Annotated in this window: 17 protein-coding genes and 1 pseudogene; 6 read left to right on the forward strand and 12 right to left on the reverse strand. The window is 68.3% G+C overall.

Going from position 1 to position 21,692, the window contains the following annotated elements; all coding sequences use genetic code 11:
• Positions 1-25: 25 nt before the first annotated feature.
• The 3 genes from VN520_RS31355 to VN520_RS31365 form a co-directional block, all read right to left on the reverse strand.
• Positions 26-571, reverse strand: a complete 546-nt coding sequence (locus VN520_RS31355; RefSeq protein ID WP_325750318.1) for a WhiB family transcriptional regulator — start codon at positions 569-571, stop codon at positions 26-28.
• Entirely contained in the window at positions 568-1,263 is a 696-nt protein-coding gene (locus tag VN520_RS31360; RefSeq protein ID WP_325750319.1) for a RusA family crossover junction endodeoxyribonuclease, read from the reverse strand. The genes VN520_RS31355 and VN520_RS31360 overlap by 4 nt, the downstream gene beginning before the upstream one ends.
• Before the next feature lie 75 nt (positions 1,264-1,338).
• A complete protein-coding gene (locus tag VN520_RS31365; RefSeq protein WP_325750320.1) occupies positions 1,339-2,796 on the reverse strand; it encodes a hypothetical protein in 1,458 nt (485 codons plus the stop codon).
• Positions 2,797-3,383: 587 nt separating this feature from the next.
• Here VN520_RS31365 and VN520_RS31370 point away from each other — a divergent pair.
• A complete protein-coding gene (locus VN520_RS31370) occupies positions 3,384-4,259 on the forward strand; it encodes a helix-turn-helix transcriptional regulator (protein ID WP_325750321.1) in 876 nt (291 codons plus the stop codon).
• A gap of 386 nt (positions 4,260-4,645) precedes the next feature.
• Here VN520_RS31370 and VN520_RS31375 read toward each other — a convergent pair whose 3' ends face one another.
• The 3 genes from VN520_RS31375 to VN520_RS31385 all read right to left on the reverse strand — a co-directional run bounded on the left by VN520_RS31375 (position 4,646) and on the right by VN520_RS31385 (position 7,478).
• Positions 4,646-5,275, reverse strand: coding sequence for an HAD-IA family hydrolase (locus VN520_RS31375; RefSeq protein ID WP_325750322.1), 630 nt, complete (start codon positions 5,273-5,275; stop codon positions 4,646-4,648).
• 299 nt (positions 5,276-5,574) lie between these two features.
• A complete protein-coding gene (locus VN520_RS31380; RefSeq protein WP_325750323.1) occupies positions 5,575-6,810 on the reverse strand; it encodes an MAB_1171c family putative transporter in 1,236 nt (411 codons plus the stop codon).
• Positions 6,807-7,478, reverse strand: a complete 672-nt coding sequence (locus tag VN520_RS31385) for a hypothetical protein (protein WP_325750324.1) — start codon at positions 7,476-7,478, stop codon at positions 6,807-6,809. Before VN520_RS31385 ends, VN520_RS31380 begins: the two co-directional genes overlap by 4 nt.
• A 770-nt stretch (positions 7,479-8,248) precedes the next feature.
• Between VN520_RS31385 and VN520_RS31390 the strand changes: the two genes are divergently transcribed.
• Positions 8,249-8,734, forward strand: a complete 486-nt coding sequence (locus VN520_RS31390) for a helix-turn-helix domain-containing protein (RefSeq protein WP_325750325.1) — start codon at positions 8,249-8,251, stop codon at positions 8,732-8,734.
• Positions 8,735-8,756: 22 nt separating this feature from the next.
• Here VN520_RS31390 and VN520_RS31395 read toward each other — a convergent pair whose 3' ends face one another.
• Positions 8,757-9,200: a hypothetical protein gene (locus VN520_RS31395; RefSeq protein WP_325750326.1), complete on the reverse strand. Its 444-nt coding sequence runs from the start codon at positions 9,198-9,200 to the stop codon at positions 8,757-8,759.
• A 93-nt stretch (positions 9,201-9,293) separates the two neighbouring features.
• Between VN520_RS31395 and VN520_RS31400 the strand changes: the two genes are divergently transcribed.
• Both VN520_RS31400 and VN520_RS31405 read left to right on the forward strand, forming a co-directional pair.
• Complete coding sequence (locus tag VN520_RS31400) at positions 9,294-10,523, forward strand: MAB_1171c family putative transporter (protein WP_325750327.1); 1,230 nt, start codon at positions 9,294-9,296, stop codon at positions 10,521-10,523.
• A gap of 122 nt (positions 10,524-10,645) precedes the next feature.
• Positions 10,646-12,115 carry an amidase gene (locus VN520_RS31405; RefSeq protein WP_325750328.1) on the forward strand — a complete coding sequence of 490 codons (1,470 nt, stop codon included), beginning with the start codon at positions 10,646-10,648 and terminating at the stop codon, positions 12,113-12,115.
• A 112-nt stretch (positions 12,116-12,227) separates the two neighbouring features.
• On the opposite strand, the gene VN520_RS31410 is transcribed toward VN520_RS31405, so the two are convergent.
• From VN520_RS31410 to VN520_RS31420, 3 genes are all read right to left on the reverse strand, one after another.
• Positions 12,228-13,028 (reverse strand): class I SAM-dependent methyltransferase, encoded by an 801-nt coding sequence (locus VN520_RS31410; protein WP_325750329.1) that lies wholly within the window; start codon positions 13,026-13,028, stop codon positions 12,228-12,230.
• 79 nt (positions 13,029-13,107) lie between these two features.
• Positions 13,108-15,045: an ABC transporter ATP-binding protein gene (locus VN520_RS31415; protein ID WP_325750330.1), complete on the reverse strand. Its 1,938-nt coding sequence runs from the start codon at positions 15,043-15,045 to the stop codon at positions 13,108-13,110.
• The gene (locus tag VN520_RS31420; RefSeq protein WP_325750331.1) at positions 15,042-15,932 is read right to left on the reverse strand and encodes an aminoglycoside phosphotransferase family protein; all 891 of its coding nucleotides are present in this window, start codon (positions 15,930-15,932) and stop codon (positions 15,042-15,044) included. The genes VN520_RS31415 and VN520_RS31420 overlap by 4 nt, the downstream gene beginning before the upstream one ends.
• 811 nt (positions 15,933-16,743) lie before the next feature.
• Here VN520_RS31420 and VN520_RS31425 point away from each other — a divergent pair.
• Together VN520_RS31425 and VN520_RS31430 are read left to right on the forward strand one after the other, a co-directional pair.
• On the forward strand, positions 16,744-18,537 hold the full coding sequence (locus VN520_RS31425) for an NUDIX hydrolase (RefSeq protein WP_325750332.1): 1,794 nt from the start codon (positions 16,744-16,746) through the stop codon (positions 18,535-18,537).
• Between the two features lie 64 nt (positions 18,538-18,601).
• Positions 18,602-19,531: an aminoglycoside phosphotransferase family protein gene (locus VN520_RS31430; RefSeq protein WP_325750333.1), complete on the forward strand. Its 930-nt coding sequence runs from the start codon at positions 18,602-18,604 to the stop codon at positions 19,529-19,531.
• A 176-nt stretch (positions 19,532-19,707) separates the two neighbouring features.
• Here the strand turns inward: VN520_RS31430 and VN520_RS31435 are convergent, their stop codons facing one another.
• Positions 19,708-20,823, reverse strand: coding sequence for a hypothetical protein (locus VN520_RS31435; protein WP_325750334.1), 1,116 nt, complete (start codon positions 20,821-20,823; stop codon positions 19,708-19,710).
• A 256-nt stretch (positions 20,824-21,079) separates the two neighbouring features.
• A pseudogene (locus VN520_RS31440) lies at positions 21,080-21,692 on the reverse strand (NUDIX hydrolase); the annotation flags it as partial.

A 21,692-nucleotide genomic window follows, 5' to 3' on the forward strand; every position in this document is an offset into this window, starting at 1 on the left:
CAGCTCGCGCTGTCCGATGTCACGGTCAGAACCAAGGAAGGAGCTGTTCGGCGGTGCTGAGGACCTTCTTCGGGGTGAGAGGGTTCCGTCGCGGCCGTCGGCGCACGTTGCAGGAGCTGCGCTGCTTGCGGCGGATCGTGCGGGTGGAGCATCCAAGCTCCTCCGCCATCTCCACCTGCGTGAGCTGGCCGACCGCGGTCATGGCGGCGACCTTCTCGGCGTCGACCTCGTCGTAGGTGCGGCGGACCATGAGGTAGATGTCCGTGTCCTCTTCTGCGAAGGGGGCCAGGCCGAGGCTGCTGCGGATCCGCTCGCGGTCGGTCTCGGTGGTGCCGGCGACGATGCCCTTGACCGCATGGTCCGTCACCGCGGCGAACAGGCAGGACTCCAGCATCGGGCAGGCGGCGCACAGGGTACGGGCCTGGCCGAGGGCCTCGCGGAAGTCGGCTTCCTCGTCGGTGAACATGGCGAGCTGGTCCCCGTCGAGCATCTGGTCGTTGATGCCGGAGCCGGACAGGTCCTCGAGGAGTCGGAAGAGGTCGGCGTGGGTGATGCAGGGTGTGGTGCTCATGCGATGTCCTGGCGGAGAGCTGCGGAAGGTGCAGGGGCGACGGCGATGGTGACGCCGGGCTCCGGAAGGGCCCAGTCGTGCGTTGCCAGCGGCGTGGGGTAGGTCTTGTGGGGGCCGATGTCGTAGCCGACGATGCGGGAGTCCTCCGTGTAGACGCGGAAGGCCTTCTTGTCGGCAGGGGACAGTGCGTCCTGGACGGCGCGGATCAGCTTGTCGATGTCGGGCTTGGTCGCGGCGTGGACGGCTCTGGTCTTGGGCGCGCTCTTGGGCCGGGGAAGAGTGAAGACGGCCGACATGACGAGCGGGCAGTTCGCCGGCTCCCAGTCCGTGCCGCAGGCTTTCCGCGCGGCCGCGTTGATCTGGCGGCGCCACTCGCGGAGTTCACGGCTGTACTTGACGACGCCGGGGGCGGGGACTTCGACAGAGCCTTGGGTGACGGGCGTTCCGATGACGGTGAAGGTCAGTCGCCTTTCGGGGAGGTTCTGCAGACTGCCGAGGGCTGCTTCACTGACGGCGGCCAGCCGCGGGCGCGACGTCTTCGTCTGTAGGGCCGCGTCGGCCGACGCGACCGGCAGGGTGGTGCGGCAGTGGGGGCAGCGGGTCGTGGTGGGGCGGAGCACGGCAGGGCATGACGGACAGGGGCGGTAACCGCCGTCGGTGATGAGGCGCTGTATGTCGATGCTGGTGCCCATCGTGCGTCCTTCTCTCGTTCGGGCCCGGTGGGGGCGGAAGCGTCTGTGCGGCGCTTCCGCCCCCACCGGGGTGGATCAGGCTGCTGTGGCAGCGGGTTCGGCCTCGGCCGTCTGGCGGGCAGCGGCGCTGGCCCGGGCGGCAGCGAGGAACGCAGCCGGGTCGGCTTCCCACTCCGCGAGCGCGGGCAGGAAGTGGGCGACCTCGATGCGGTCCAGCTCGTGGGTGCCGAAGCGGTCGGTCAGGAGCGGGAAGACACGGTCGGGCCAGCCCGCGAGGCCGACGTCCTTGTGACCCAGGAGGATCTTGAAGCGGGCGAAGGCGTCGCTCTTGAGCACCGGGTGCACGACGGGGATACCGTCCGGGCCCACGGCGCGGTCGGTCTCGGCGACGCGGGCCACCGTGTCCATCAGCGGGCCGACGGTGGCGATGACCTTGCTGGCCCACGCGTTGCGGGCGAGGACCGCCTCAGCGCTGATCGGGTCGGTCATCTCGGCGGTGTAGGCGAGTGCGGGCTGGTGGCTGACGACGAAGTCGATCCACGCACGGGCTTCGTGGTGGGAGCGGTCGGACCGGATGGCGCTGCCGTCGGTCTTGCGGTAGACGCCGAGCTGGATCCGGTCGGCCATCCCCAGGATCAGTTCGGCGAGGGCACCGACCATGGCCGGGTCGGTGTCAGGGTCGATGCCCGCCGAAGCGATCATCTGGTGCGCCTGCGCGTACGTCTCCCGGATGGCGGTGGCGAGGTAGGAGCCGTGGTTGAAGCGGCCGTCGGTGTTCCAGTCCTCCCACGGCTTGGCCTCGGCGGCGTGGGCAGCCCGCTGCGCCGGGCGGCCGGGGCGCGCGCTGGCGGCCGGTGCGGTGTTGGAGGAGCCGAAGAACTTCTTCAGCTCGTTCCGTATCTGCTGGCTCACGTCGACGTTGCCGGACGAGGCGTTGGCGGCGGGGATGATCGCTCCGCCGAAGACGGCGTAGCCGTCGGGGGCGAGGCTGCCGTCGCGGTTCTCCCGCAGCGACTCCCACTCCTCGGGGTCGGAGACCAGCTCGTCGGTGAACTCGCCGTTGACCGCGACCACGAGGTTGCGGCAGTTGCGGTTGGTGATCTCCGCGTTCGCCCGGGTCGAGTCGCCGACGATGCCGCGCAGCTCGTGAATGGGTGTGAGCGGGCTGATCATCTCGCCGCTGTCGTTCTGCTTGTACCGGCGGGTCGTCTCGATAGCAACGGTGACCGGCAGGTCGTTCTTGAACGCCTCAGCCAGCAGTTCCGCTGCCTTGGAGTCGGCCTGGACCGACCCGTGGAAGTCGTGCTCCAGCCCGACGGACTCGGCATCGAAGGTCACACGGCCGGTGCGGAAGGGGCCGTCGTCGGTCGCCTTCGTCTTCACCTTGTACGCGCTGACCTTCACACCCACGTGCTCCCGCACATACACGCTCGGACGGGCGCGGACGGTCTGGCCGTCGGGCCCGGCAGCAGCGCGTGCCTTCTTCTCGTACGCGATGAACGGACGGCCCTTGGCCGGCGGCTCGTACGCCATGGGGTGACTCCCTCTGTAGTGGATCAACGGGCTCAGATTCCGGCCAGACGGGCCGTACAGCGAGCTCTCGCGAAAATCCGTCGGACGGTCGGCAGCGGGCTTGCGGTGCCGCTCGTCCGCGCTGGTCAGAGGAGGTCAGAGGGGGAAGAAGTGTGGAGATTCGTGTCAGGGATCCGGTATCCCAGCCCACACGGGGCAGCAGCGACTACAGGTGGCGTCAGTGCAGTGCCCGCGCTCATCTCGACCGCGGCGCCCGAAGCGACATGAAGCCGATTCTGGTAGGGCGACTGTGAGCGAGAGCGTTTTGATGCAACACTCATCCGGATCTCCGTTCGGGGACTACAACCGGATCCGGTCACTCAGGTTCCTAGGCCAGAGCGTGACCGGGTCCGGTAGGCCCGTCCTCTGCAGGACAGGTAGTTCAGGCGTGGACTAGGTACGGCATAAGATCGCCTTGTGAGGCAGAGCTCTCACCACCAGGCTCGATACGGAAACGTACGCTAGATGTGTGGATCGATCAAGCCAGTTGTGGTTAGGGTTCTGGCCATCGTCCCCAGGATCCAGACCGCCAAGTCGCAGGAGTTCATGTGCCACGTCAGTTCGACGGCAGCCGAGTGCGGGTTGTCCGACGAGGCAAAGAGCTCAGCCAGAAGGAGCTGGGCGCGATGGTCGGCGTCAAGGGTCCGACAGTTGCGCGGTGGGAGAGCGGCGAGGAGTTCCCCAAGGGCGACAAGCTCCCCGCGATCGCCGCGGCACTTGGTCAGGACCTCGACATCCTGTTCCCTCACGACGGGCCTGCGGACCTACAGCTCCTCCGCTGCGACGCCGGCCTCAGCGTTGCCGAAGCCGCTGCGGTGATTAACGCCAGTCGTGTACCCATCGCCAACGCGGAGTCCGGTAGGCGCCGGCTGCAGGACGCCTACGTTGCTCCCCTCGCCCACGCCTACGGCGTAAGCAAGGAGGACCTGCTCGCTGCGCAGGACGTGTCGTTCGGCGTGCGCGGCTCCAGGCGGCCGCAAGAGGCACGGCCGTCCGCGCCTCGCACCGTCGGGGAGAAGATCAACTACCTCCTCGAGCACGGGTATGTCGGCCAGGCGCCTCCGTCCGACGAGCAGATCGCCCGAGTCGTCAACGAGCACACTGGCGTCACGAGCGTGACGGCCTTCGACATTGCCGCGCTGCGTGCAGGCACTGCGACCGACACCTCGGATGTCATACGCGCCGGCCTGGCTCACGCTCTCCAGGTCGACGCCGCCCTCTTCCAGGACGATGCAGAGCTGAGCCCTGCGGCTGGCGAGTTCCTCGAAGCCGTCCGCTTCCTCGGATCGATTCACCGTGGTCAGATCCTCGGCCTGGCCGCCCGCGGCAACCACTCGGGGCTGTCGGCCGGCATGATGGCGAAGATCAACGAGCTCGTCGGAGAGCTGAAGTACAAGCTGCCGGACATCAAGGACGGGGGATAGCACCCGTCGACGGAAGCAGGCTCGGCGGCTCGACGGATCGCTCGTGGACGCGGCGCGTCGACGCCGAACATCAGGCTGTGTCGGCCCGGCGGCGTGGCTGACACGTCCTCGGACAGACCTCGCCTTGGAGAAGCGCACCAGAGAGTGGCCGATCCGCCTCACTGAGCTTCCCGGCCGTAGACACCTGACAGCGGCAGCGCACCAAACGGCCTCAGTCGGGAACGCGTGGATCCGTTCGTATGCCGCCATCGTTCGATGTGCGCGAACGGACTGAATGCAGCAGTTGCCCCGGTCCACAACCCCGCTGGCCCCTGCCTCCTCACCAGGAGGAGGCAGGGGCCAGCGGGGCAACGATTGCGCCCTGGAGGAGCGGGCGACGCAGAAGACTACGCAGATGCGGTGAGGTCCACGCCGAGCAGATTCGAGAGCTGGGCGACGGTCTGCTTGGGGTCTTCGTTGACGACACCGGCGAAGCCGAGCTGCTCTGCCGCCTGGACGTACTTCTTGGTGTCGTCGACGAAAACGCACTGCTCGGCCGGCAGCTCCATGAGCTTGAGCGTGGCTTCGAAGAGCGCCTTGTCGGGCTTGCGCATCTGGTGGTGCTCGGAGATCACGACCACGTCGTAGAGCTTGTCGAGGTCGTAGCCGTCGTACAGATCCCAGGGCGCGAGGCCGACCGAGTTGGACAGGATCCCCACCTTGATGCCAGCTCGCCGGGCCGCGGCGGCCGCATTGATCATCAGCGGCTCAGGCTTCAGACCGCCGAAGATGCGGCCCATGAGGTTGTCAGCGGGTACGCCCAGCTTCTTGGCTGCGAACTCGTTCCACTCGGTCTGGCTGACCGCTCCGCGCTCGAGGTCACTGGTGATCCGGACACCCTCTTCGTCCAGGTACAGGGCGTTGATGCAGGCTCCCTCGGGGAGGCCTTCGCGCTGCTCGAAGGCGAGCACCACGGGGACCAGCGGGGTGGTGAGCACGCCTCCGAAGTCGAGGACGAGGCCGGTGCGGTGAGACATGCAGGAACTCCATTACTGAGAATTTGCGCGCTGTCCGTACTGAACAGCGGCCCCGGCTGACGCGTGGCGGCGACAGTGCCTGCACTTCGCATGCCGGAGACGGGCGTACTTACGGGGCGGAGTCGAAGCCACCCATAGTCTGGCCCAAGATACCAGCCGTCATTCTGCGGCTCGGGGGGTCCTGTCCGCACCGTATGACTCGGCCGCGCACCTCGGGCGCATTCACAGTTTTCTTTCCTCCAGTCCCTTGCATTGATTATCGGTCATCCGGAAATTTCCTAGACTGAGCTACTGACGCATCAGGCGTCTATCTCTTCAGTTTGCCGAAGAATGTCCTGAGCCTCAGCCGAGGGGATGTGGGCATATATGTTGCTCACCCGGATCAGCCAAGCCGCTTCACTGTTCGTGTCGACGAAAGGTTTCTCCCGCAACGGTGCACTCGGGTACTGGCTGGGCTTGGTCGAGGCGGCGGCCTGGAGCGCGGCTGCGATCCAGTAGGCCTCGGCGGCCGGCTCGGGATCGGGGTGCGATTCGGTCGCGTCCTCCGCAGCCCACAGCAGGCCCTCGGGGGCGTAGTACCTCAGCCTCTCGCTGGCATCAGCGATGTCCTGAGTCCATCGGTCAAGGCGCACGTCGTCGGGCACACGCGTGTGCGTCAGCTCTGCGAAGCGCGACTTGGGCGGGTAGAGACTGGTCCCCGGGAACGCCTTCACCAGGTCGTACCAGAGCGGGTGAAGGCGGTAGAGAGTCTTCAGCATTTTCCAGCGTGCGGTGGCCGCACTTGTCGTGGGGATGCTCGCGCCTACCGCGACAATCAGGAACAGCAGGTTCATCCACATTGCTGTGAGATCGATCAGCGTCTCCATGACGGAGTCGCTCAGCGGGAACAGTACCGCCGTCCAGACAATGACGATTCGGGCTGCCGTGTGGGCGAGCCCCATCCACATCGAAATTCCCATGAGCCGAAGTCCGACACGCATGCTCGTCGTCTCGGCTTTCCGTGCCCCGCGCGACCATTGGTATCCGCAGACAGCGGTGGTGACGAGCGGGAAGAAGTAGAAGACGGTCATGTACGTTGCGGCGCCCCATTCCCCGGCGTGATCGCTGAGGAAGTCGTCGCTTTGTCTGGGGCGGTCCACCACGGTGAAGAACAGGATGGTGAGCAGCGTTACACCGACGGCGCCTGCTCTGTAGGACGCGCGGGCGATCCAGCGGGAGACCGCGACGTGCCGGGGCACCACCTTCTCGGTGCTCTTGCCGTAGCTGGTCGCAACGTAGGTCAGGGACGCGATGATGGCGGCGGTGCTGGCGAAGTGCCGCATCAGTGCGCTGATGTCGACCACGGGGATGCGGTCCACCGCAAGCATCACGGCCGGCGTGTAGAGCCACAGTGCCACGGCGAATCCGGCGTAGCCGCCCCAGAGGGCTCGGCGGTGGGCGTCTCCGTAGCGGACAGCCGGGAATCGCCACACGGCGATGAGGGTCATCACCCCCGCGGTCAGGTAGCGGAAGGAGTCGAGTGCGGCGTCGTTCATCCTCGGTGGCCGCCTTGACGCGGGGGAGCCACGGGGTGGGACAGTGAGGACTCCAGGAGGCTGACCATGTCGTCGCCGGCGAACTTCATACGGCGGGCGAGCCGCTTGATCAGAGATGCCGACATCTCGGCCTGCTGCTCCTCGGGGCTGTCGTAGTTGACACGCCCCTGGACGAGGGCCGAGGGGAAGCGTCGAAGGACTTCCTCCTGGATGTGCTCAGGGACGTATCGCTCGATCTCGTCAGGGGTCAGGGTGGACCCGTGGTCCAACCACTCGTGCGCGAGTTCGTGAAGGATGATGTGTTCGGTTTGGTTGCGGCTGGACCGGCGCCGGTAGAGCACGATCGTGAACTCCGGCGTCTTGATCCGGAGCCCGCAGGCCGTGCCCAGACCTCCGTCTGGGTCATCGAAGGGCACCAGTTGGATCCGGCGCTCTAGTACCTGCTCCATATTCTTCACCAGCGCTTCGACACTGAACGGCGTCGGGACGGGCAGATCGGCGAGCAGCCTCTCGCACTCTTTGATGAGGTCGCCCTGCGCGGGATCCCTGCGCCACCGCCGGAGGACCCTCAGCAGGCGCAGGAGCTGTCTGCTGTTCGGCAGCTCGCGCGGCCCGTAGCGTCCCGCGCCTCGCCGAGCGGCTGACCTCCGCCGATCCCACGCCGTCATCGCGTCCGTCCTCCTTGCCCCGCGCCCCGGATGCCGAACGAGCTCCGCCAAGCTCGCTTTCCGGCCGAACCAAAGGCAAACACATGTTCTATTTTTGTGTCGAGTCGCTTGCTGGCACCCTGCTTCTGACGACGGGCGCCTTGCCGCCCCCTTCATCGGGGCGGGGTGGCGGAGAGCGGTGACCTTACGCAGCAAGCGGGCCTATGCGGAGCCCGCAGCCGGCGCACCTTGCGGTCCGCCTTCCTTCGCGATGCGTCGTGGGCCATGCCTGCCGACCGGCTGGAGCCGTCGTTGCGCGACATTCCGCTACTTCCCCCTTGATCATCGAGACGGGTCTCGAACGCTGCGACGCCATCGCGGCGTCGGCGGTTCGGACAGGCCCTCCCTGGGGCTGGCCCGGCGGGACGCGGGCCAATCCGGCATGCCCTTGCCTGCCGCGATGGATACCTGCGGCGGCCGTGCCGATGAGCCCCGTCTCCCACCGGCGCAGCAACCGCCGCCGACTGAATCGTTTGCACGCGCAAATATAAGCTGTTTCCGACTGGCGGCGGCAGCTCAATTCGCCCTACAGGATGGAGGGTTGACTACGCGATGCCCATCCATGTCGGCAGGCAGCGCACGAAAGGGCCCTGCGTCACGGTACGCGGCGTAAGACCCTCACAGCGCCAGCCCCTCGATCCATCCCAGTTGATCTGGCCGGTATGAACGTATGCGTATGTCCGTGGCATAGTCAACTGAGATGGATCGCCCTCGAAGTCGAGAAGGACTGCATGACACCCGCGAACCCACGGCCTCAGCCCGAAGAGCCGAGAGCGGCGAATGACCCTTGTGACGCAGGTCTCTCGCTAGCCGACAAGCTGAACCAGCTCTTCGAAGTCGTACATCCGAAGGGCCGTGGTCCTTACACCAATGACGAGGTCGCCGAAGCTCTGAAAGAACAGGGCGGTTCCACGATATCCGGAACCTACCTTTGGCAGCTGCGGACCGGCAGGCGCGATAACCCGACGCGACGCCACTATGAGGCCATCGCGACCTTCTTCAAGGTGCCTCCGGCATACTTTTTTGATGATGATCTTGCACGCCGATACGGCGAACAGTTGAAGCGTCTACAAAAACTGCAGCAGGCTGGCGTGGAACGCGTCGCCCTGCGCGCCGTCGGCCTCTCGCCCAAGAGCATGGACACGCTGATGGCCATGATCGACAGAGTGCGAGAACTTGAGGGGCTGCCCGATGAGCCCGATGAGACGACTCTCTAGTGTGTCTGACCGGCACCTATCGTCAGCCCGGGAGGATCAGTTGAATCAGGAACAGAGGCGAGCCAGTGAGGGCTTCGTCCGGGGCCTCCACCTCCCGCCCGTCGACAGCATCCGCGACCTGGTGCCCGAGATCGAGCGGCGCACCAGGCGCAAGATCGAACTTCAGCCTGCCGAGCTGGACTGGTCCGCGCCGTGCGGCATGTGGGTCGCCATGAAGAGCCGACACATCGTGTTCTTCGACCCGCGGACTACGTTGGCCCACCAGGACCACATCATCGCTCACGAATTCGCTCACATGCTGAGGCGCCACAAAGGCGGCGTGACCATTGGTGGTGAGACTCTCGGTGGACTTCTTCCGGATCTCGATCCCGATCTGATTCAAATGGTGCTCGGTCGAACTCAGTACGACGAGAAAGACGAGATGGAAGCCGAACTCGACGGCTCCTACCTCCAAGCCCACGTTCACGCATCCCAGTATCGCGTCGTTTCACAACGCGGAAGTTCGGAAGTGGACCGACGAGTTGAGCGCACATTCTTGCGCGGAAGAAAGTGAGGCCCCGTGAAGGACATACTTCACCCCATCTGCCTGATAATCGCAGGCTTGGGGTTTCTCCTCCTGCTCCGGGACCTCAAGAAGAACAGCCGAGATGCCGCTCTTATTCTCCTGAGCCTGGTCTACCTGTCATCTGCCCTGAGCTTTGCCATATCCATCACCCCTATCTGGATACGCATCGACAGCACCCTCGGAGTCACCAACATTGCTGTCCCGCTCGCGCAAAGCTGCGTGATCCTAGTCCTGGTGTTCCAGACCAGCGTGCTGGCTCACTGGGCCCTGCCAGCCCAGGAGGCACGTCGGCGGACCCGGCTCTTCGGGCTCGCCGGCCTCGCGGTCATCGTGGGCATGTTCGTCCTGTTCGCCTTCCTGACGCCAGCCGTCCAGCGAACCTCCGACTTCGCCACCTACTACGTCCACGACCCCGCCTACAAGGCCTACCTCACGCTCTACATGGCGGCGTACACCGCCGCCGAGATCTACCTCGGGGTCGTCTGCTGGCGGCACGCGCGCCACGCCGGCAACGTCTGGGTCGTCCGCGGCCTGCGGACCATCACCGTCGGCGCGGTCGTGATCATGGGCTACTGCGCCATCCGGATCGGCGGAATCCTCGGGGACTCGTTCGGCTTCAGCGTCGCCCGATTTAAGGACATCGCCTGGTTCTGCGGAGATGTCGGCGCCCTGCTCACCTTGATCGGATATTTCCTCCCCACCCTGATGGAACAGGTCGAGGATGCTCGGAGTTGGTCGCGCGACCAATACGCCCTGTGGCGCCTGGAACCTCTCTGGCGAGCACTCCACGCAGTCGCACCCACGATCGCCCTAATGTCCCCTCCGTCACAGTGGCAGGAACTCGTACGGTTCCGATCGGTAAGGTTCCTGCTGTACCGGCGAGTAACTGAGATTCGTGACGGAATGATCGAGCTCCGGCCCTACCTGGACCCGCAAGTTCGAGCCATAGCCGAAACCCGACTTGCAGGGCAAGGACTCCAAGATCCCGACCTTGCCGCCGCGGTGACTGCAGAGCAAATCAGCCAGGCTATTTCCAGCCTCACGCGTGGCCAGGACTTCACCGAGCCGGCCGAGTACGCCGACGCCCGGCTTTCGATTGCCACGACGCAAGAGGACATGCAGGCCCAACTGCGTATCGCCGCACACTTCGCTCCGCCTGCCGTATCAACTCCAACAGCACAGCGCCCGGCACGCTCCGCCAGCCGGGCGGGAGACGAACAGTGATCAGACGTACCTTCCTGGCAGCCACCGCAGCAGCCGCGGCCGTGAACGCCTCAGTGGCCAGCGCCGCCCATGCAGGCACTCCGCCCCGCCCCTCAGCCAAGGACAACCAAAGGGCCGCTTCCATGACCACCGCTCCCCACCTGCGCCCCGCCCACGAGCAGGTGGCGGCCCTCACGAGCCGGAAGATTTCCAGCCGGCAGCTCTTGGAGCTGCAGCTGAAGCACATCGAAGCGGCCAACCCAGGGATCAACGCGATCGTCACCTTGGATGTCGAGCGGGCCAGGAAGGAAGCCGACAGCGCGGACCGGCACATCGCACGCACGGGCAAACCGCTCGGGCCCCTGCACGGTCTTCCCCTCACGGTGAAGGACGCGCTCGAGACCGCTGGCATGCGCACCACATGCGGCAGTCCCGACCTGAAGGACCACGTTCCCGACCAGGACGCGGACGCCGTCGCCCGGCTTCGTGAAGCGGGCGCAATCATCATCGGGAAGACCAACACCCCGGCGTACTGCCAGGACATCCAGACCTCCAACGCCCTCTTCGGCACCACCAAGAATCCGCAGGCGCCCGGCCGCACCGCCGGCGGTTCCTCCGGCGGTCCGGCAGCCGCCGTCACCGCAGGCCTCACGAGTGCTGAAGTCGGCAGCGATCTCGCCGGGTCGCTCCGGCTCCCCGCGGCCTACTGCGGGGTCTACGCCCTGCGACCGAGCTACGGTTTGATCTCCACCCGTGGCCACATCCCCCGGCTGCCCGGCTGGCTCACATCGAGTGACATGACCACGCTCGGTCCACTCGCACGTACGCCCGCAGACCTCGCTCTCCTCCTGGACGCTCTCGTCGGGCCGTCACCGGCAGACTCCCCGGCGTGGCGGGTAGAGCTGCCGGGTCCCCGCTTGTCCCGGCTGCGGGACTACCGGGTCGGCATCTGGGCCGATGACGACCACTGCCGTGTTGATGCGGCCACCCGGGACCTGATGAACACCGTGACGGGACTCGTCCGCTCCTCCGGAGCGCAGGTCGACGTCACTACGCGGCCCGTCAGCATGCCGGAGTCCGACCGGACGTTCACGAACCTGATGTACGCCACGTCGACCGCCACCACCCCGGACACCGTGTTCCAGGGCGAGGTGGACCAGGCGGATAAGCTCGCCCCCGGGGACACGTCACCCGGAGCCTTCTACCTGCGGGCACGCACACAGCGCCACCGCGACTGGCTGATCGCCAACGAGGCCCGCGAGAAGCTGCGCCAACGCTGGGCTCAGTACTTCACCCAGCACGACATCCTGATCACGCCGGCCACACCGACAGCGGCAGTCGAAGACCAGACGTCCGTCCCGGTGCAGCAGCGGTTCATCACCGTTGATGGAGCGAAGCGCAGCTACTACGACCAGACGACCTGGCTGAACCTGACCAGCCAGGTACGCCTTCCGTCAGCGATCGTCCCTGCTGGGCGCACTGCCGACGGGCTGCCGCTGAGCGTCCAGGTCATCGGCCCATACCTCGCCGACCGCACCGTAATTTCGGTGGCTGCCCACTTGGCACAGCTGCTGCCGAATCCTCTGGACCCTGCTGAGCTGCGGAGGCGATAGAACCAAGCGTCGGCACCGTCAGCCGAGGCCTGGTCCGTGGTCGCGGCGATCGAGGTGGTGTCGGCGGGCATCACGATCACGGACACTGGCGGCCGCTCGTCCGCTCCATCTGCTAGCGGCCGCCGAGTTTGGAGGAGCGGTGCTGGGCGGCCGCCGGTACCGAGGGAAGCCAACGCACCGCGTCGTCCTTGATGGATGCGTCCGTGGGAACCGGTACACGCTGCGGGCGGCGGGCAGCGTACAGCCGGCAGGAGACGTAGTTGTCCGGCTCGTCGGAGTCGATCGCGGTGACCGCCTCCATGGTGAGGCCGTGCTGGACTAGGAGGTCCTCCCACAGTTGCGCGGTAAGGACCCACATCTCGACGGTCTGTTCCCCGCCGCCGGCGAGCGGCAGGATCTCCGGGCGGGGAGTGACGCTTGACGAGGGCCCGTAGCCGTGGGAGTTGGTGTGCAGGATGGAGAAGGCGAGGCGCCCGCCGGGCTTCAGGGCCGGCCGGAGGGCGGGCAGCAGGCGATGGGGGTCGATGTAGCCGAAGCCGTGGATGGAGTAGATGACGTCGTAGGGCTCGGCGTGGTGCAGGTGTTCGACGGCGTCGGCGTGGATGAGGGTGAGCCCCTGGAGATCGCCGTACCGGGCGAGGGCGCGTGCGTGCTGGCTGGCGGATGCTTCGACTGCGTCGACCGTGGCGCCGTACTCGCGCACCAGGTGGGCGGCGTGTTTGCCCAGGCCGGAGCACAGGTCCAGGACCCGCAGGCCGGTCAGGTCGCCGAGGACCTCGACGCCGGGGCCGGTCGGCCAGAAGCCCCAGGAGATGCGGTCCACTTCCGGGACATCGGTGCCGCGCTGCAGATGGTGGGTGCCGTACGTGGTCCAGGCGCGGGCGTTGACGGCTTCGGGCTCGGGGCGGTGCATGGCGCTCCTTGGTGTTGGGGGAGTGGCGGGGACGCACCGGCTGCGCGGCCCCGCGTGGACCTCTGCTGGGGGCCGCGGGTCAGCGGTCCTGGGCGAGGGCGTACAGCTCGCCGAGCAAACTCCCCTCGATCGCGACGAGTTCATCGAAGGAGCCCTGCTCCCGGATGGCCCCCTGATCGAGGACGATCACTCGGTCGGCCATCCTCACGTTGTCGAGGCGATGGGTGACCACCACGGTGATCCGGTCCGAGGCCATGGCCCGCAGCTCGCGGAAGATCTGGTGCTCTCCTCGGGCGTCCATCTCGCTCGTCGGCTCGTCCAGGACGAGCACGGCCGGCTCCCTGTACAGCACTCTTCCGCAGGCCAATCGCTGCCACTGACCTCCGGAAAGCTCGTGGCCACCCCACACCGACCGGGCGAGCAACGTCTCCAGTCCCTTGGGGAGTTCACGCAGGGCCTTGGTCATGCCGACCCGCTCGGCCGCGTTCCAGATCCGCTCGTCGCCGTGCTCACGTGGCTGGCCCAGGGTGATGTTCTCCCGGGCGGCGAGCGGCCAGTGCCCGTTCTTCTGCGGCACCAGGCCCACGTGCCGCCACACCGACTCCGCCTCGGCGCTGGCCAGGTCGGTGTCGTCCCACAGCACCTTGCCCTCGCTCGCGACGGTCAGTCCGGTGATCATGCGGATCAGCGTGGACTTGCCGGCGCCGTTCTCCCCGACGAGGGCCACGACTTCGCCCCGGTTCAGGGTGAGGGTGATCGGCTGGACGGCCGCGGCCTCCTTGCTCGGGTAGGTGTACGAGGCGCCTTCCAGGCGGATCTGCTGCGGGGGCTTGACCTGCGCGGTGCCGCGGGCCGTGGTCATGGCGCGGACCTCATCGATGAACTCGTGGTAATCAGATAGGTAGAGGCCGTGGTGGAACATCACCGTCGAGTACCTGATGATCGAGTTCAGGGCGCGGCCGGCGGTCTGCGAGGCGACGATCGCTGTGCCTGCGATTGCGGTCGTCATGGCCCCGGCGAGGACCAGGCCGGCGAGCGAGGCCCACATGCCGAGGGTGAACAGGCCGCCGAGGGAGGCGGCCAGCAGCGTGATCCGCAGGTACGGACGGGCCCCGGCGACCTCCCGCATCTCGACGCGGTCACACATCGACCGGTACCAGAAGTGCAGGTACCCGCGCATGGTGTTGGCGCGGAGCTCGTCGGCGAGCTCGGCCGTCGTCAGCCACCAGCGCATCATGCCGCGGACATTGCGGGCGGAGATGGTCTGGTCGTGGACGCGGTAGTCGACCCGGGCGGCGATGACGCCGCCGAGTCCGCGGGGGACGACGGACAGCAGCAGCACACCGAGGAGCAGGGGGTGCAAGGTGGTGAGCACCACGGCCGCGGAGGCGAGCTGGATGAGCCCGTTGGTGAGGGTCTTGGCGTCGTCGGCGAGGTCGACGGCGCGCAGCGCGCCGATCTCCGCCGCCTGGCTCCGGTCGCTGAACCCTTCCGCGTCGTAGGCGGCGAGTTCGGCCCGCATATGGAGATCCACGAGCTGCAGGTCCGCGGCCGAGGCGATCTTCGGATTCAGGCGCCGGGTCGCCCAGTCCGCGAGGATCCACATGGACGCGCCGGTGGCCATCGCGATGACGGCGACGGTCAGCGCCGGCCACGCGTGGGCCAGGCCCTGGCGGGGGTCGGCGACCATCAGCTGCGGCAGGGCCTTCGCGACGGCGGTGAGCATCACGGCCGTGCCGATGCCGGCCAGCAGCTGGCACACGACGATCGTCAGGGCCATGCGCCGGTCGACGCTCCAGGCCAGCCGGGCCGTCTGGATCAGCGCGGCCGGGATGCGGCGGGCCATGTCCCACAAGGTGGCGTCGTCCATCGCCCGCCGGTGCTTGCGCCCGTTGTAGTCGAGCTCGGGCGGCGCGGAGGGCTGCGGAGCTCCTGTCCGTGCGGCCGGGAGCGACGCCGCCCCACCGGGTGCCGCGTCGACGGCCGGGGAGTCGGTCGGGTTGTGCGGTGCGGTCATGCGAACACCCCCGCCATCAGGCGGTCCAGGGTGCGCCGTCCGCGTGCGGTGACGTGGGGGTCGTCGAGCTTCGGTCCCCAGACCAGGCAGCTCACCGCGTCGATCGCCGCCAGGCACTTCAAGGCGTGCTGCTCCTCGACGGTGAGGTTGCGGCCGTAGCCCTGGAGGCACGCGGCCCGCAGGTCGGGCCGGTCGGTCCAGGTGGAGCAGGCCATCAGCACGAAGTCCTGCACGGCGGTCGCGGCCCGGGACCGCTCGAAGTCGATCCATCCGGCCTGCTGCCGGGAGGTCGACCACATGAGATTGCGGTCCCATGCGTCGCCGTGGATGTACGCGAGCGGCAGCGGCGGCAAGGTCCGCAGCTCCTCGGCCAGCTGGCGCACGAGCTTGTGCTCCGGCGCGGTCAGCCGGTCCCCGGCCGCCACCAGGTGCGCCTCGGCGCCGTCGGCCGCGGCCTGCAGAGCCTGCTGCGCGTCGGCCCGTCGAGGACCGGACATATCACCGGCCACGTGGAGGCGAGCCAGCAGGGCGCCGCCGTGCCGGTGCGCACGGGCCTCCTCCACGGGCGAGAGCTCCAACTGCTTGAGCGGCCGTCCTGGGACGGCGGTGAGCAGCAGTGCCAGATGCTCCGCGCTGGAGGCGCGCAGCTGCGGCGCGGCGCCAGCGCCGAGGGCTGGTGCGGCACTTCGGAGTGCGAGCGTCTCGCGCTCGTACATCACGGCCTTGGGGGAGATCTTCAGGTAGAAGCGGGCTGCCCTGGGCAGGTCGAGCCGCCAGACGCGGGAGTTCTCGCGCGGATGGCTGACGTCCTTGTCGGCAGGACGGGCGCCGAGTGCCCGGCTGGCCCACGCCAGGAGGGCCGGGGGCGGAGTGGTCGGGTTGGTCATGCCCCCCACCCCGATGACGGTCGTGATGCTGCGGCGAACAGGACACGGCGGACGTCGACGGGCCGCCGGTGCGCGAGAGCCTCGGCGGCCGCAGCAGGAGGGTTCTCGAGAACAGGGTGAAGGGTGACCAAGCGGACGGGATTCACGGTTTCTCCTCGGTTGCGGAAACGGGGTAGAGCACCCGGACAACGGACCTGATCACAGGGCCGGTACGGGCAGCCGCGGGCGACGAGTCGAGTGAAGGTTCGATGCCGGGACGCGGACAGCAAGCGCCGTCTGCGTGGGCGGCTCCTCTCGCCTCGTTCGATTCACACGTACGGGGAAGGCGGCCGGGCTGTAGCCCGAGCGGCGGCTTGCATGACGCGTCGACAGGACCCGTCTCCTTCGGTGTGGTGTGGCTGTGCTCTGCGGACGGACCTTCGCCCACGCCGCTGACAATCCGCGGCCACCAGCACCGTGATCCGGCCATCCCCGGCCTGCCCTGCCGCCAGTCGCCACCTGGGAAGAGGGAGCATCTGACCTGGGGTGATGCGAGGAGAAAGGATTCTTGAACTCTCCGGGCCGGCCCGGAATCCGGCGCCCGCGAGAGTGGCTCGATCTGGTTCGCGGCCGGGTGAGCACCCGGAGCGTCACGCCCCCGGGCGGCCGCGACAGCGGCTAGCATCGGCACCTTCGACGCGGCCGGTGCACGCCCGGGTGATGTTCTCGCGATCCGTGCCCGCGCCCGCAGGCAGGCCGCTACGTTCGAACGCGCCGTCCCCCGCCGCGCCCCCTGTGGAGCTGCGCCGCGCACGAGGTCACCAGGAGAGCCATGCCCATTCCCGCCCCGCACCTCCAGGACCTCGTCACCGGCTACCTGCGCGCGCACCCCGATGAACAGCCGATGCTCCAGCCCCTCCTGGACCGTCTCGCCGCCAGCGTCAACATGACCGACAGGCGGGCCTTCGACGGCCACGTCACCACCTCGGGCGTCGTCATCAACGACGCCGACGACGTCCTGCTCATCCACCACCTCGCCTCCGGCCGCTGGATCCAGCCCGGCGGACACCTGGAGGACTCGGACCGCACGCTCGGGCAGGCCGTCCGGCGCGAGATCGCCGAAGAGACCGGCATCACCGAGCTGGACGTGTTCGGCGACGGCACTCCCGTGCACATCGACGTCCACACGATCGCGGCTCGGCCGGAGAGGAACGAGCCCGCCCATGTGCACTACGACGTCCGCTACCTGTTCCGCGCCCGCGGACCGGTCGACCTGACCCTGCAGGCCGAAGAGGTCGGCGCGGCCGGATGGCGCTCGCCCTCGGAACTCGGCGACCCCGTCCTGCGCGCCCGGGTTCTGGCGAGCCTGGGCCTGCCCCGCCAGGACCGCCCGGCGGACGAGGACCCGTACTGCGCCGTTGTCGTGCTAACGGACCCGCACACGACCAAAGCGCTGATGCACTTACGCGATGACAAACCGGGCATCTGGGCGCCGGGTACCTGGGCACCGATGAGCGGCGGCGCCGAGCCCGACGACCTCGACCCGCACGCCACCGCGTGCCGGGAGCTGCGCGAGGAGACCGGCCTGGAGAACATCCGGCTGACGCACATGTTCTCCACCCACACCGACGGCTACCCCCGCCACGTCTTCCACGGCGTCTGGAACGGCGACCCCGACACGCTGCCCCTCACCGAAGGCCATAAGCTCGCCTTCATCCCGCGTGACGACTTCGACCGGATCCCGCTGCACCCGACCAGCCGCCAGGACACCGACCGCGTCCTGGAGCTCATCACCCCACACCAACCGCCCTACCGCTACGGCACCTTGGCCCTGATCGCCAACCGGAGCGGGCATCTCCTGATGCACCTGCGCGGCGACAGCCCGGGAACCTGCTGGCCGGACACCTGGTCACCCAACGGCGGCAAGCCAGAGGCCGCCGATGCCGGCCCGCGCGGCACCATCGTGCGCGAGGTCCACGAAGAGGTCGGCCTCGACGAAGCCGCAGTGAGCCTCTCGCACCTGTTCACCCACACCGCCGACGACGGGCACCTCACCTACGTCTTCCGCGGCACCTGGGACGGCGACCCCGACACCCTGACCCTCACCGAAGGCCGGGCACTCGCCTTCGTCGACCCACGATGCCTCGGAGAGCGCCCCATGAGCCCGCTCGCCCGCTACGCCGCCCTGCGCGGTCTCGCCGCCGAACTCGAAGACCAGGCCCATCGCGACGGAATCCACACCCTCGTCGCCGGCGGCCTGATCATGCACGACGAGCGCCTCCTGGTCGTCCGCCGCAACCCGGACGACTACCTCGGCGGCACCTGGGAGACCCCGGCCGGCAAGCTTGAGAGAGGCGAGTCGATCATCGACGCCCTCCCGCGCGAGATCATGGAGGAGACCGGCCTCACCATCACCATCGACCGCTACGCGGGCCACTTCGACTACACCAACGCCCGCGGCCGCACCAGCCGCCAGTTCGTCTTCGCTTGCACGCCAGAGAAGCCTGGCCCGATCACCTTGTCCGAGCACGATCGCCACCAGTGGGTGCGCGCCCTGGACGAACTCCCGCCGACCACCCCGGAGCTCCAGCGCTTCCTGGAACAGCAGTGGCCAGCACAGCGGTGACCGACCGCCTGGCAGGAGCAGCGCACCGGCACGGCGCCGCATACCCCGGCCGGGCGGTGCGCCGGTGATCGTTCTTCCGGAGGCGTTCGTGCGGGTCACCGTAGACCGCGAAGGCCCGGCCGGCTCGGCATGGCTCTCCGTTCTCCCGGCCACGGTGCGGGAACTGGCCGAGCGCTGGAACTGCACGCCGGACGGTGACCCGCTGTACGGGGGCGTCGGGATCGTCGTCCCGGTGCTGCGCAAGATGGCCGAACCTGCGGTGATGAAGGTGTCCTTTCCTCATCCCGAGAACAGGTTCGAGCCCGACGCGCTCACGGCCTGGGGAGGGCACGGAGCGGTCCTGCTGCACGAGCGGGACGACGACCGGTTCGCCATGCTCCTGGAGCGGGCGCACCCCACGACGCTGGCCCAGGCCGCGGAGGGCGACGAACTGGCGACGATCGCGGGGAGCGTCAGCCGTCGCCTCGCCGTCCCCGCGCCCGCCGGACTGCCCCGGCTCCAAGACCGGGCCGCCGCGTGGGAGGAGCAACTGCTGCGGGACGCCCAGGACTTCCCGGACGCCCTGCCGTCCCGGATGGTGCAGGCCGCGACGGCAACGGTGCGCGAGCTCGCGCACCACCAGCCGGACACCCTCATCCACGGCGACCTGAACGCACGGAACATCCTGGCGGGCACCCGAGAGCCCTGGCTGGCCGTCGACCCGAAGGGCTGGGCGGGCGACCGGGCGTACGACTGCGGCACGCTGACCAAATCCCGGTCGGTCGGCCTCGCCGAGCAGGGCGACCTGGCCAAGGGGATCCACCGCATCCTCGACGCCTTCACCAGCGCCGCCGAGCTCGACCGGGAACGCGCACGGCGCTGGGCGCAACTCGGCGCGGTCCAGGCCGCCTACGGCGGCCGCCGGCGTGGGTTCCGCCGGGGTCGCCACGGATCCGAGCGCGCTCGACTCATCGCGCTTGTCGACGAGTTGGCGCGCATCCTCACCGGCCTCTGACCTCACCAAGGCCCCGGCCTCAGGGCGGACAGCTCCAGCAGATGGCGCCCTCGCGGCAGGCACCTGGGGCTTCCGCTATGCGCGACGCTGGTCGACAGCGAATGACACGGTCGGCCTCGACGCGGCAAGGACCGAGCCACCCGCGCGCGACTGACGCACCCGGGCGCCCGCGTGGATCAGACGTCGGCGACGTGGAATTCCGCCAGGGCAGAGGGGCCGCCGTTGACCTGGATCTCGAGCGTGTACTTTCCGGGCACCAGCTTGACGGTCGACGTGGACGTCAGAGCGTGCTGTTTGCTGAGCTTGATGGTCTGCCCGGCCTGGACCGCGGTGGTCTTCAGGACGTACGCCTTCACTCGGCGCTTGCCGGTCTTGGTGGGGGAGGACAGCACGTAGTTCACCCGCAGCTTCGCCGCTCCCGTCGCGGTCAGGTCCGCCGCGAATGCCAGGCGCTCGCCGATGCGCAGATGGTTGCTCTCCAGGCGGAGGGGGGAGAGCTCGACCGGCGGATCGCTCGGGTAGCCGAGGAAGTCGTACGCGGCGGCGTCGCCCTTCTTCAGCCGGCTGGCCAAGGTCTCCCGCGCGATGAAATCGAACTCCTTCTCCGCCGCGTGCCCCTCGGCCCGCCACCGGCCAAGGATGTCGAGTACGAGGGGGAGGTTGTCCTCGGCGATGTCGCTCAGGTGATTGGCCACCGACTGGGTCACGAACCGGCTGTCATCGCCGTAGAGCCGGTCGAGGATCGGCACCCCGGCGTCGAGGTCCATGGGAATGCGGGCCGACCAAGGAAGGCGCGGGCGCGTGCACTCGCTGGCCAGGCGACGCACCCGGTGATCGGGGTCCCCGGTCCACGACTCGATGACCTTGAACGTCTCGGTCGGGAAGTCCGTGATGAAGAACCTCATGGCGTCCTCGGCCGAGAAGTACGACGTCAGCCGCCGCAGCGCGTCCAGCGCCCGCTCCAGGTCCTCGCCGGTGCGGCAGTGCTCGGTCACGAAGCGCGAGTGCGGAGCGTAGATGTAGAAGCCGAAGTTGTTGGTGATTCCGGCTTCCTCTGGGGACGGGGGCAGCGAGCGCAACAGGATGTCGACAGCTTGGAGACCGCCGACCGGCAGATAGGTGCTGAGGCCCTGGCTGGTGCGGGTGATCCGGTCCTTCAGCCCGAGTCGCGGCAGGTCACCGACGACGTCGCGCGCGAAGGCCTCGCCGTCGAATTGCGGGCAGACCGCTTGAACCTCTCTGCCGATCCGGCGGATGCGATTTTCGCTGAGCGAGTGCTCCTTCTCGGCCATGTCCGCACCCTAGCGGTGACGGGCATCGGAGCATCGGGATCGCGCCGCCGCCTCACAACCAGGTGGTCACCCAGCCTGGCGGCAGGTGACCATCCGCACGGGCATCGGGCGGTCACCTTGCTCGGATGAGGGGGTCCGCTGCCCTGTATACCTGGCGGACCTGGCCGCCGCCCTGTGGGGACGCCCTGAGTCGCCCGCCGCGACGGCCTCACCCCGTTCGGCTGCCCTCCGCATCCCGTCGGGACTGGTGATCTTGCTACCGCAGCGACGGCTGTACGGCTTGGAGGATGACTGCCAGCGTCGTCCAGTCCACGGCATGGGGGCCGTCCGGGCGCAGGATGTCGGCGAGACGGGCGACTTCCACGTGGGTGTGCTCGGTCTCGTCGGCGTTGCCGTGGCGAGTCGTGTCGGCCCGCAGTTGCTCGAGCTCGTGCGCGCTGAGTTCGACGGCGTACGCGGTCTGGGTGTGGGCGGACAGGGTGCCGGCCGCCTGGCGGGTGCCGACGAGGTGGAGCCGGGCGGGGGAGAGGGGCAGGCCGGTCTCCTCGGTGAACTCGGCTGCGGCCACCAGCCCGGGGTCGCCGGGCTTGGCGCTGGATCCTCCGGGGACTTCGCGGATGTAGGCGTCCGGGGTGCGGGCGGGGGAGCGGAATTCGCGGACGAGTACGACCTCGGTGTCTTGCCAGCGGGGCGCGGGCCGGTAGGCGACGACGCTGGTGAGGTCGGGCCGTCCCAGGACGACTTCGTTGTCCTTCACGCGGTCCTCGGCCGCGACGTGGATGCGGGCGGCGTACGCCCACATCAGGACGTGGGACCGGTCGGGGCCGACGCGGAAGGTCCAGGAGGTCCGGCCGCCGAGCAGCGTGTTG

It is taken from the genome of Streptomyces sp. (assembly GCF_035563135.1).
GTDB lineage: Bacteria > Actinomycetota > Actinomycetes > Streptomycetales > Streptomycetaceae > Streptomyces.